We start from the raw sequence: 11,696 nt of genomic DNA on the forward strand, positions 1-11,696 counted from the left end.
GCAAGTATCTCCCACGCACGGGCATGGATCTGTGTACCCACGATACGGGCGTTCAGGAAATATTCGAGCTTGTGTATCACCACAAGAAAGACGAGAGACCCCATCGCAGCAGATGGTGAGTTACTCAGGCTGATCACAACAACGATCGTATTGGAGATGAGATTGCCGATGATCGGCAGCATACCCGTGGCAAAGGTGATGGCAACCATGGTCTTCACAAAGGGCAGATGAGCGCCGAGCAAAGGGAGCAAAATCGCCAGATAGAGCAAGACAAAGAGCGTATTCAGTGCGGCGATGCGCACCTGGGCCAAGACAACCCATCGGAAGGCCTGGCTGAGGCGTTGGGCCCGCTCAACGAGAGCGCTTGCAAGGGGGCGGAACTCACGAGCTGCCCTCGCCTCTCTCAGGGAGACCATGGCGCCGATGACCATGCCGATCAGGACATGCGCGGAAAAGCGGCCGGCCTCCTTGCCCACAACCTGCAGATCACCTGCATGCTCACGAAGCCACCGCACTGACCATTCCTTAAGGTCGTCGGCATTGCCCGGCAGAAAGTCGATCAACCAGGCAGGGAGAATCTCTCTCGACCCTTCGACAATCTCTGCCATTTTCTTCAAAAGCACCGGGATGCTCCCCGCCTCACTCCGGGAAACATGGATTAATCCCCAGATGAAAAGGATGAGTGAAACCACAACGATGACGGCAAGCATCGCAACGACAGCGGCCCTTGCGCGGTCTCCACCGAGGCTGCTGATCCTGAGTCGCGGCGCCAGAAGATGGACCACGTCGTAAACGAGCAACCCGGAAAGCACGGCAGGCAGCAGGTGCATCTTGAGAACAAAGATGAGCGCAGTCGCTGCAAGAAGCCATGAGGCAATTTCATGGGAAGACGGCGCCGGTTCAGGAAGATCTGTCATTTCCCTTTCCACCCTTTGAGGAGTTCCACTTAGGGTTATGATGCTCCCTCTCTCATTTCCTTAAAGGTATTGATGAGCCCGTTCGTGGAAGAATCATGGGATGTCACCGGTGAATCACTCCTGAGTTCGGGGAGTATCTTCATTGCGAGCTGTTTACCGAGTTCAACACCCCACTGGTCAAAGCTGAAGATATTCCAGATGGCCCCCTGCACAAAGATCTTATGCTCATACATGGCGATGAGGCTCCCGAGGGACCTCGGAGTGATCTTTCTGATGAGAACGGAATTCGTCGGCCTGTTGCCCTTGAATACCCTGAAAGGAGCAAGCCGCCTGATCTCTTCTTCCTTCTTGCCGGACCTCGCGAGTTCATCAGCCGCCTCTTCATAGGTCTTCCCTTTCATGAGGGCCTCGGTCTGAGCGAAGAAATTCGAGAGTAATATGGCATGGTGGTCTCCCAGGGGGTTGTGACTCAATGCCGGCGCGATAAAGTCGCAGGGTATGAGCTTTGTGCCCTGGTGGATCAGCTGATAGAATGCATGCTGTCCGTTTGTTCCCGGCTCCCCCCAGATAATGGGCCCTGTCTGATAGGTCACCTCTTTTCCGCTCCTGTCGATATACTTACCGTTGCTCTCCATATCACCCTGCTGGAAATATGCCGGGAAACGGCGCATATACTGATCGTAGGGCAGAATCGCAACGGTCTCGGCGCCGAAGAAATTGTTGTACCAGATTCCGAGGAGGGCCAGGATGACGGGAATGTTCCGCTCAAAGGGCGTCCCCAGGAAGTGCATGTCCATGGCATGGGCCCCTTCGAGGAGTTCAAGAAAATGGTTAAAGCCCAGAGAGCAGGCAATGGACAGGCCGATGGCAGACCAGAGGGAGTATCTGCCGCCGACCCAGTCCCAGAAAACGAACATATTCTCGGGCGCTATCCCGAACTTCTTCACCTCTTCTTCGTTCGTTGATATCGCCACAAAGTGGTTTCTTACAAAGGTCTCATCCTTTGCCGAGTCGAGGAACCACCTTCTTGCGGTATGGGCGTTCGTCATGGTCTCCAGCGTGGTAAAGGTCTTCGAAGCGATCATGAAGAGCGTCGTTTCCGTCGAGAGGACCTTCAGAGTTTCAGAGATATGCGTTCCGTCTATGTTCGAGACAAAATGCGTTCTGATATGGGGCCTGCCATAGGGCCTCAATGCCTCCGTCACCATCACAGGACCGAGATCTGACCCTCCGATGCCGATGTTCACGATATCCGTTACAGCCTTTCCGGTATACCCCTTCCATGCTCCCGCAACGACTCTCGAAGAAAAGGCCTTCATCTGATCCAGCACGCTCTTCACCTGCGGCATGACATCCCTGCCGTCCAGAAAGATCGGTGTGTCCGAACGATTCCTCAAGGCAACGTGGAGCACTGCCCGGTCTTCCGTCTCGTTGATCCTGTCCCCTCTGAACATTTTCTCGATCGCGTCTTTTACTCCGGTCTCACGGGCGAGTTCCAGGAGAAGGCGAAAAGTCTCCCTGTTCGCAATGTTCTTTGAATAATCGACGAGGATATCCTCAAAGCGCAGGGAAAAGTTGGAGAACCGTTCAGGGTCTTCTCTGAACATATCCTTCATTTGTATGCTCTTCATGACCTCATAGTGGGACTCCAGCTCTTTCCAAGCAAGCGTTTGAGAGGGATCGTTCTTCTCCAGCATGCTATCCTCCCTTTCCCTGAGCCAGGAATGCATGAGCGCGCAGTGCCTGCTCACCCATGAGAATATCTTACAGGGCAAAGGAGGAAATTACAATTTTTTTGTCGCCCCACACGGTCCCGCGACGAGGATGATCACCCATTGCTTCTTGATGTTTCGTTGTCAAGAATCGGCGGTTTACTCGGGGGCATGATTTAGTGTAATTTAGATAAGGATACGTCTGTGTCAACTATCTTCGATCGCATCACCGGGTCCCTTGTCGGGAAGCTGGTCGTTATCTTAGGGCTTCTCATTCTCTCCGGAAGCGGCATCTTCTGGTACCTATCCATACAAGCCGATAAAAGGGACCTCATGGAAAACTCGGTCGCCTTTATCTCGTCACTTTCCGAGATGATACACAGAAGTATCAGGCATAATATGCTCCTGAACCGCGGGGATGATATGCAGGGGGCTATGGAGTCCATCGGCGCCACAGAGTCGGTAAAGCGGGTAAGTCTTTTCAACAGAGACGGTATCATTCATTATTCATCCGACAGGGGGGTCATCGGCATGAGGGCGCAGAAGGCCTCTCCTGCCTGCGCCGGCTGCCATTCCGATCCTTCACGGCCCCGTGAGACCCTCATCGATGGAAGGCAGTGGACGATCTATGCCGATGCCGCGGGAAAGAGGGTCTTGAGCTTCATAGAACCGATCTACAACGAGCCGGACTGCTTTACAGCTCAGTGCCACGTCCATAGCCAGGACCGTCGCGTTCTCGGGATTCTCATGACGGATTTTTCCCTCTCTACGATCGACCAGCGGATAAGAAAGAAAATAGTGAATACCTCGCTCTTCACGCTGCTCTTCTTATCCCTGATCGCAGCGATGCTCTATTTTATCCTCTGGAGGTTTGTCCTTAAGCCCGTCACGGTCCTCTCCAGAGGGATGGAACGGGTCAGTTCGGGAGACCTTTCACCCATGGAACCTCATCAATCGAAGGACGAGCTCGGCAGACTGTCCAGGACCTTCAATATGATGATAGGGGAGCTTCATACGGCAAGACAGAAGATGGAAACATGGACCCAATCCCTCGAGGAAGAAGTGGAGAAGAAGACGGTCGAGATAAAAAAGACCCAGAACAAACTCATACAGGCCGAGAAACTCGCTGCCCTCGGAAGGCTTACAGCCGATATTGCCCACGAAATACGGAATCCCCTCTCGGCGCTCGGAGGGTTTGGCCGGAGGCTTCAGAAGATCGTGTCAGGCAATAAGGAGCGAGAGTACTCGGATATCATCGTTTCCGAGGTGGACAGGCTTGAGCATATTCTCAGAGATATCCTCACATTCTCGAGAGAGGCGAAACTTCAGTTCGCGAGGATGCCGATTACCGATGTCGTTCGAGATTCCGTCGCTTCCTTTGCCGAAGTCTGCGCCGAGAATGCCATAGAGGTTATTGTGAACTTCGGCACTGACCTTCCGATCCTCGCAGACAGGACGCATGTCGGACAGGCGCTGGACAATCTTCTGTCAAACGCCATCGATGCCATGCCGAATGGCGGGACGCTTACCGTCAGCAAGATGACGGAGAAGATCAACAATATCGATTACGTCACCGTTCATGTCTCTGATACCGGCGCAGGGATACCGGAGGAGAAGCTTCCCCTTATCTTTGAACCTTTTCACACAACAAAGATGATCGGGTCCAGCACAGGGCTGGGTCTTTCTATAACGAGGAAGATCATGGAGGAACATGGAGGGTTCATAAAGACAAAAAATAACGGGAGTGCCGGGATTACCTTTAGCATCTCCTTTCCGTACCAGAGCGATGAAGACCTGATCAGTACCCCATGCTGGGAATTCATGAAGTGCGGAAGAGACGCCAACAGCGAGTTAAAGTGCCCGACTTACCCTCATTTCGGGAGGGTCTGCTGGGTGGTAGCAGGAACGTTCTGCATGGGAAGAGTTCAGGGCACCTTTGCCCAGAAATATGAGAATTGCAAAAAGTGTCAGTTCTACAAGAAGGTGCTGGAGAAAGAGGTATAACCCCTCTTGAATGCCGCGGGCACTTTTCCTTCGAGCCGAAAAGGGATCAGATGGGGTCATTAGGAACGATAATCACTGGAGATCGGGTTGTCTTACGTGCGTATGTGCGAAACTGCTATCGTGATATGCCCTCGATCTCGGCGACGTCTTCAATGCAAAGTTGCAACTCCGCAGCACGCATAACGCCCTCTGCCTGCTTCGCGTTCCGTGCGCCTACGATTGCTCCTGTCACCGCAGGATTGTTAAGTGTCCAGGCAATTGCCACCTCGCCGGGGGTCCGACCAAGGCGCCTTCCCACTGCATGGAGGCGTTCCACGAGAACCAAGTTCCTGGAGAGGTTAGGTTCATTGAATTCTGGACTCTGTTTCCGCCAGTCGTCGTCGGGGAGGTTGGCGACACGTTCCGCCGTCATTGCTCCTGTAAGGAGCCCCGAGGCCATAGGAGCATACACGATGACGCCGATTCCCTGTTGCATGCAATAAGGAAGGATCTCCGCCTCGATTTCACGCCGGATAAGTGAATACGGCGGCTGGAGGGAAGTAATATCCGCAATAGCCTGAGCACGTTTCATCTGCCATACATCGAAGTTTGATACCCCAATCCAGCGCACTTTACCTTCCTTCTTGAGCGCAGCAAGCGCTGCCCAACCCTCTTCTAACTCTGAATCTATCTCTGGGGGCCAATGAACTTGATAAAGGTCGATCGCGTCAGAGCGAAGCCTGCGCAGGCTGTCCTCACACTCCTTCCGGACCGATGCTGCCGTCAGCCTTCTGGAGAGACGCCTCTCTGCGTCCCATATCAAACCGCACTTCGTGAACACGTAAGGCCTCTGGCCCTCCCACCCGTCCAGTGCCCGCACCACGACTTCCTCAGAGTGTCCCAGGCCATATACTGCGGCAGTGTCGATCCAGTTCACGCCCAGTTCAAGAGACCTACGGATTGCCGCAATCGAGTCGTCATCGTTCTGCGGTCCCCAAGCATAATCCCACCCAGAACCACCGATCGCCCACGACCCGTACCCGACTGGCGTTATTATGAGATCAGAATTGCCCAACCGTCGTCTTTGCATTGTGAGATTCCGAGTAATAACCTTCTTCGAATGCTATTAATAATTGAGTAAAGTTTGATCATTCGAAATGATTCTCTATAGACAGTTTAACACTCGAACAGGGATGATGGAAGTGCCATCTCGTGTCAACTAAATAATAACATAATAATTTGCTTGCACTCTCAGCTGAGGAGGGAATAAAATATACTAGAAGACATGAAGAAATCTGGCAACTCATTGATTATTCTCTGTACACTTGCAGTAGTGCTGATAGGAGCGCTTCCAGATATTGGGGGTGCCATCACGATTACCGAGTTCCCTCTCCCTTTCCCCTTCAGCGTTCCCGTGGGGATTACAGCCGGCCCTGTGGGAAACGGAAATGTGTGGTTTACTGAACAAAGCGGCAACGTTATAGGGCAAATAACGCCGGCGGGCAGCATTACGGAGTTCGAAGTGCCACCAAACCCCACTGCTTTTAATGTGCCTTTAGGGATAACAACGGGACCCGATAACAACCTCTGGTTTACTGAGTCTTTTGCTGCCAGCATAGGGCAGATCACGCCTTCTGGCATAGTGTCTGATTTTCCGATATCTACTTACAGCCAGCCCTTTTGGATCGCAAGTGGCCCCGATGGCAATCTCTGGTTTACGGAAGAAAGTTTCCCTGGCGATAGTGGACTGATAGGGCGCATCACCCCAGCAGGGGTTATCACGGAATTCCCGGTTCCCACGACGAACAGCCAGCCCTTCGGGATAACAACGGGACCCGACGGCAACCTCTGGTTTACGGAAGGAAACGGTAATAATATAGCACTTGCTACTATTACTAATGGGGCGATTCCAACTCCCACAGCTCAGCTTTCTTTTGAGCAGAGCCCTGTGGTATCACCGGTGATCAGTACCGCAGTTTCACAGGGCGTTTCATCAGTTGACATAATCGAGGGGACTATGAGAGTGTCCTCTCTCGCCAACACGGAAAATTTATCAATGTTGGCCCCGATCGGGATCGGTCCTGTGGCCGCAGGCGGAAGCATATTCACCCTGAGGGTAGGGCTCGGCCAATTTTCAGGCGCTGTTGATATTTACTTCGCCCTTGCAGCGCCGGCAATAGACCCGGTGAACATCTATATCCTGACGCCGACAGGCCTTCAGACATTTGCGCATGCCGGTCTTGTGCCGTGGATATCCAATACGCTAGGCGGCATATATGTTGCCCCTTTCCTTCTCTTGGAAGAGTTTCCCATATCGCAGCTCCCTCCTGGAACATACACTTTCTACGTTGTCGTTACTCCCACGGGCAGTATCAGCACCTATTATTTCTGGCAAACAAGTTTTGTACGCTGATGCCGATATAGCTAAGCTGTAAGCAAGAAAGGGATTGACCACACGTCACCACCGCGCGAGCGGTTTAGTTCATTCTGTGAGAAGTTCGAAGCTCCCCGGCAATTCCCCTTCATCTGAAAGACCCACCTTTGCGAAACGCCGGAGGATTCCTTCCATCTACCTGCTCTTCATCGCCCTCTCGATGGTCCGCTTTGCCTCTCGTTCCTTTATGGACTCTCTCTTTTCATAGAGCCTCTTTCCCTTTGCCAGCCCGATCTCGACCTTTGCGTAAGAGCCCTTAAAGTAGATCTTAAGGGGCACGAGGGTGTATCCCTTTTGGAGGGCCTTGCCCCGCATTCTCTCGATCTCCTTGCGGTGGAGGAGCAGTTTCCTCGTCCTCAGGGGTTCATGGTTCATGATATTTCCGTGGGAATAAGGGCTGATATGACAGTTAAAGAGGAAGACCTCCGAGTCTTTTATGAGGACGTAGCTGTCCTTCAGGTTCGCCTTGCCGTCGCGCAGGGACTTCACCTCGGTGCCGAGGAGCTGAATTCCTGCTTCGACGGTTTCTTCAATGCTGTAGTCATGGTAGGCCTTCTTGTTCTGGGAAACGATCTTCATCGGTCTTATTGTAGCATGGGAGGCAGACCTGTCGCCTCGCGATTGATTTTGTCTTCGCGATTATGCTAATGTAAAGGCCTCTTGGCGAGAAGGGAATTCTGAAAGGCTCTACAAGGAGGTCACATTGGCAGGTAAGTCAGCACCGAAAAAGAATCTATCGGCCCTGAAAAAGGTCCGTCAGTCAGAGAAAAACAGGCTCAGGAACAAGTCGGTTAAGACCGAGGTGAAGACCATCGTAAAGAAGGTTGAGGCCTCTGTTACGAGCAAGAACAGGGAAGAGCTCCAGATGGCCTTTGCAGAAGCAACTAAGGTCATCAACAAGGCAGCTTCAAAGGGAATTCTTCCCAAAAATACTGCATCAAGGAAGATATCACGCCTTGCCAAACTCGCCAATACCGCTCTCAAGCCTGAAGTAGCCTGATCAGCAGGTATTCCATCGGGTACGTCCCGCCTGAGGTCTTGATGCCGAGGTCTGCCTCGTTCAAAAGACCGAAGATCTTGTCGTAATACGCCGAGTGGTCCTTGTCCCGGGAAGAGATCCGGCTGAAGTGCCAGTTGATCGCCCCGAGAAGGCCGTAGGAGTCGGCAGTGTCCTGGAGTGCCCTGGCTATCCTGAAGACCCTTGCAGCGTCTCTCTGCTTTATGGCATCGACGAGGTCAAAGACGCTGTAATCGCTGAACCCGCTCACGATCCCCATAATGTCTTCCCTGTCGACGTGGTCCTTTCCGATGAGAACGAATTTCTCCAGATCCGCTGAGATGAGACCGACATCGGGTCCGACAACACCCAGCAGATACTCAACAGCGCCGTTGCTGAGCGTAAAACCCTTCTGCCGGGCCTTCTCCCTGATCCAGAGCGGGAAATCCTGCTGCCGCATGTCAAGAGAAACAGCCTTGACCTTGCGGAGAAACTCCTTGAAGTGGGCCTTGAGGTTTCCCCTGTGCAGAAGGATCAGCACGGAAAAGGGCGAAGGGTTTGCAACGTACGCTTCAAGCTGCTCCATCTCTTTCTTCTTTGCGAACTCCTGGATGTTCTCGATGACGACAATCTTTCGCCCCCTCATAAAGGGGATGGTGTTCAAGACATCGGCGACCTGTTCGAACGAGGGTTTTTCATCAATGCCGCCGAGATCAAAGACAGAAAGGCCGAAACTCCTTTCTCCCTCAGGAATGGTCATCGAAGCGAGCACAGAGGCCTCCCTGAGGAGATAGGACTCCTCGGAGTACAGGAAATACACGGGCGACTTCAGGCCCTTCTCCACTTCCTGAATGAACTGTTTCATGCTCATTGGTATATCACCGACGCGACGATCTCCCTCGCAAAATCTCTCATTGCCCTGTCAATGGCCAGTTCCTTCTGGGCCATGACGTCCTCAAGGTTCCCGGTGCTCAGGAAAGAGACGATGAATGCCCCGCTGCTCCTCAAGGGTCGTGTCTTTCCCGATGCGTCAGTCAGCCTGAAATTACCCTTTATGTCCACCTCGTATTGAGCCGCCACGCCGCCTTTCTCCGAAAGCACCCTCAAGTCATAGGCGGTGATGGTGCCATCTATGGTGTGATCTGCCGTCTTCTCAAAGATGAAACCGTTTCTCAGCAGCTCTTCGACGAGGGCTACCTGCATCTTGTCCTCAAGCTTCGGCTCAAGGGTCTTGTTTATGATCTTCCCGATACTGATGGATTGGAAAGGAAGGTTTGCCCTGCCATGGATGGTATACCCGCAACCGGAGAGCAGGAGAGCGCAGAACAGGGGAAAAAGAACAGAGACGGAAGAGGGCATCCAACCCATGCCCTTCTTACGCTGCCGTGATCTTTCGTCCTCCTCCATGTCCTCATTCCCCGACATCTTTATACCACGATATTGACCAGCCGCCCCTTGACAACGAATATCTTTCTAAGGGTCTTACCAGCCAGGATATCTTTGATCTTCGGCTCCTCCAGCGTCCTTTCCTTGATATCCTCATCAGGGATCCCCTGAGGAACCATGATTTTTGCCCTCACCTTACCGTTTACCTGTATCACGAGTTCGACCTCCTCATCTCTCGCAGTCTCCTCATCCCATTCAGGCCAGTCCTGGTCGAAGATGCTCGGCCTGTTTCCGATCTCCTGCCAAAGCTCCTCGGCGATGTGCGGAGAAAAGGGAGAGAGCAACAAGAGGACGATCTCAAGGGATTTTCTGAAGACTGCCCAGTCTTCGTCCCTTTCCGGCTGGTATCCTGAGAGTTCATTCACTAGTTCCATGAGACCCGAAACCGCCGTATTGAAGTGGTACTCCCTCTCAATGTCCGTCGTCACCCTCTTTATCGTCTGATGGGTCTTTCGCAGCAAGGGCAATCCGCTACCGGCAGTGGGGGATGAACTGAGTCCATACTTATCACGTCTCCGTCTTAAGGACTCACGGTTCCTGAATACTATTCCCCATACCCTGTGCAAGAACCGGTACGCTCCTTCCACCCCTCTGTCAGCCCATTCCAGGTCCTTTTCCGGAGGGGCGGCAAAGAGAGAGAAGAGCCTCGCCGTATCGGCCCCGTACCTGTTGATGAGATAATCAGGGTCAACAACGTTCTTTCTCGATTTGGACATCTTTTCGACCCTGCCCTTTATCACCTCTCTGCCGCAACGGATGCACCTCCCGTCCTTCACCTCCTCGGGGAAAAGCCAGTCATGCTCAGGACATTTCTGCGTCTCCATACACACCATGCCCTGGGTGAGAAGGTTCGTAAAGGGTTCATCGAAACCCACGATCCCGATGTCCCTCATGACGCGCGTGAAAAAACGGGAATAGAGGAGGTGCAATACAGCGTGCTCTACGCCGCCGATGTACTGTTCCACAGGCATCCAGTACGAGACATTATCCCTGTTCAGCGCATCTTCGTCCCTCTTCGAACAGTACCTGACAAAATACCATGATGAATCGACAAAGGTATCCATCGTGTCTGTCTCACGCCTTGCTTCGCCGCCGCATTTCGGACAGGCGACCTTGAGAAATGCCTCTGATTCCAAGAGCGGGGAACCGCCCTTGCCGGTAAACTTCACGTCTTCCGGGAGCACCACAGGAAGGTCTTTCTCGGGCACAGGGACGATGCCGCAGGCTTCGCAGTAGATGATGGGGATCGGCGTTCCCCAGTACCTCTGCCGCGATATGCCCCAGTCGCGGATCTTGTAATTCACCACCCTCCTGCCGAGTCCCTTTTCTTCGATGAACTTTCCTATCTCGGCCTTTGCATCCTCGCTCTTCAGTCCCGTGAATTGAGCCGAATTGATCAGGGTCCCTTCCTCCTCAAAGGCCTTGTCCAGAAGTTCCGACTGCATTCCGGGGTCCCCGCCTTCTCCTGGAGCAATCACTATCCGGATCGGCAAGTCGTATCTCCTTGCAAATTCGAAGTCCCGCTGGTCATGGGCAGGCACGGACATGATGGCGCCCGTTCCGTACTCCATGAGGACAAAGTTCGCAACATAGATCGGTATCCTCTCCCCATTCATGGGATTCAGTGCGTAGTTGCCGGTGGACAACCCCACCTTTTCTTCGAGGTCCCCATACTTTTCCTTTATCCCCTCCAATGCCTGCTTATCAGGGACAAGCATCGGAGAAAGGAGATGCCCCGGCGCAATGCAGACAAAAGTAGCGCCCCAGAGCGTGTCAGGCCGCGTCGTGAATATCCTGATCTTCTCAGTCATACCGTCGACAGGAAAGTCCATCTCGACACCGTCGCTTCTGCCGATCCAGTTCCTCTGCATCGCCACAACATTTTCGGGCCATCCCGTGAGACCGTCGCAGCCTTTCAGGAGTTCCTCAGCATAATCGGTGATCTTAAAGAACCACTGCTCAAGCTCCTTCTGGACTACGAGGCTGTCGCACCTCCAGCATCTGCCGTCGATCACCTGTTCATTGGCGAGCACTGTCAGACAGGATTGGCACCAGTTGACGAAGGAGGATTTCTTGTAGGCAAGGCCTTTTTCGAACATCTTGAGAAAGAACCACTGGTTCCACCGGTAATACTCGGGACTGCACGTGGCAACTTCCCTGTCCCAGTCATAACTGAGCCCCATGCGGTTCAATTGCTTCTTCATGGA

The 11,696-nt window shown here is 53.0% G+C and carries 10 protein-coding genes; 3 read left to right on the forward strand and 7 right to left on the reverse strand.

All coding sequences use genetic code 11. The features are described 5' to 3' along the window. Both VFG09_09485 and pgi read right to left on the reverse strand, forming a co-directional pair. Positions 1-917 (reverse strand): hypothetical protein (locus tag VFG09_09485; GenBank protein ID HET6515376.1); only part of this gene is annotated, 917 nt, incomplete at its 3' end. Positions 918-952: 35 nt separating this feature from the next. Continuing rightward, positions 953-2,614 (reverse strand): glucose-6-phosphate isomerase, encoded by a 1,662-nt coding sequence (gene pgi, locus VFG09_09490; GenBank protein HET6515377.1) that lies wholly within the window; start codon positions 2,612-2,614, stop codon positions 953-955. A 219-nt stretch (positions 2,615-2,833) separates the two neighbouring features. Between pgi and VFG09_09495 the strand changes: the two genes are divergently transcribed. Continuing rightward, a complete protein-coding gene (locus VFG09_09495) occupies positions 2,834-4,633 on the forward strand; it encodes an ATP-binding protein (GenBank protein ID HET6515378.1) in 1,800 nt (599 codons plus the stop codon). Positions 4,634-4,748: 115 nt separating this feature from the next. Here VFG09_09495 and VFG09_09500 read toward each other — a convergent pair whose 3' ends face one another. Next, positions 4,749-5,702, reverse strand: coding sequence for an aldo/keto reductase (locus tag VFG09_09500; GenBank protein ID HET6515379.1), 954 nt, complete (start codon positions 5,700-5,702; stop codon positions 4,749-4,751). A gap of 195 nt (positions 5,703-5,897) precedes the next feature. Between VFG09_09500 and VFG09_09505 the strand changes: the two genes are divergently transcribed. Further along, positions 5,898-7,025 (forward strand): hypothetical protein, encoded by a 1,128-nt coding sequence (locus VFG09_09505; GenBank protein HET6515380.1) that lies wholly within the window; start codon positions 5,898-5,900, stop codon positions 7,023-7,025. A gap of 156 nt (positions 7,026-7,181) precedes the next feature. On the opposite strand, the gene smpB is transcribed toward VFG09_09505, so the two are convergent. Continuing rightward, the gene (smpB, locus tag VFG09_09510) at positions 7,182-7,625 is read right to left on the reverse strand and encodes an SsrA-binding protein SmpB (protein ID HET6515381.1); all 444 of its coding nucleotides are present in this window, start codon (positions 7,623-7,625) and stop codon (positions 7,182-7,184) included. A gap of 124 nt (positions 7,626-7,749) precedes the next feature. Between smpB and rpsT the strand changes: the two genes are divergently transcribed. Then, positions 7,750-8,046 (forward strand): 30S ribosomal protein S20, encoded by a 297-nt coding sequence (gene rpsT / locus VFG09_09515; protein ID HET6515382.1) that lies wholly within the window; start codon positions 7,750-7,752, stop codon positions 8,044-8,046. Here rpsT and holA read toward each other — a convergent pair. The 3 genes from holA to leuS form a co-directional block, all read right to left on the reverse strand. Then, positions 8,027-8,908 carry a DNA polymerase III subunit delta gene (gene holA / locus VFG09_09520; GenBank protein ID HET6515383.1) on the reverse strand — a complete coding sequence of 294 codons (882 nt, stop codon included), beginning with the start codon at positions 8,906-8,908 and terminating at the stop codon, positions 8,027-8,029. The two genes, rpsT and holA, sit on opposite strands and share 20 nt — an antisense overlap. Before the next feature lie 2 nt (positions 8,909-8,910). After that, the gene (lptE, locus tag VFG09_09525) at positions 8,911-9,450 is read right to left on the reverse strand and encodes an LPS assembly lipoprotein LptE (GenBank protein HET6515384.1); all 540 of its coding nucleotides are present in this window, start codon (positions 9,448-9,450) and stop codon (positions 8,911-8,913) included. 20 nt (positions 9,451-9,470) lie between these two features. Continuing rightward, positions 9,471-11,696 (reverse strand): leucine--tRNA ligase (gene leuS / locus VFG09_09530; GenBank protein HET6515385.1); only part of this gene is annotated, 2,226 nt, incomplete at its 5' end.

Source organism: Thermodesulfovibrionales bacterium (assembly GCA_035686305.1).
Classification (GTDB): Bacteria; Nitrospirota; Thermodesulfovibrionia; order Thermodesulfovibrionales; family UBA9159; genus DASRZP01.

Bases quoted from the DNA above. Each gene is read 5' to 3' on its own strand.
- VFG09_09500 (HET6515379.1), bottom strand. From the start codon at position 5,702: ATGCAAAGACGACGGTTGGGCAATTCTGATCTCATAATAACGCCAGTC.
- VFG09_09505 (HET6515380.1), top strand. From the start codon at position 5,898: ATGAAGAAATCTGGCAACTCATTGATTATTCTCTGTACACTTGCAGTA.
- pgi (HET6515377.1), bottom strand. From the start codon at position 2,614: ATGCTGGAGAAGAACGATCCCTCTCAAACGCTTGCTTGGAAAGAGCTG.
- lptE (HET6515384.1), bottom strand. From the start codon at position 9,450: ATGGAGGAGGACGAAAGATCACGGCAGCGTAAGAAGGGCATGGGTTGG.
- holA (HET6515383.1), bottom strand. From the start codon at position 8,908: ATGAAACAGTTCATTCAGGAAGTGGAGAAGGGCCTGAAGTCGCCCGTG.
- smpB (HET6515381.1), bottom strand. From the start codon at position 7,625: ATGAAGATCGTTTCCCAGAACAAGAAGGCCTACCATGACTACAGCATT.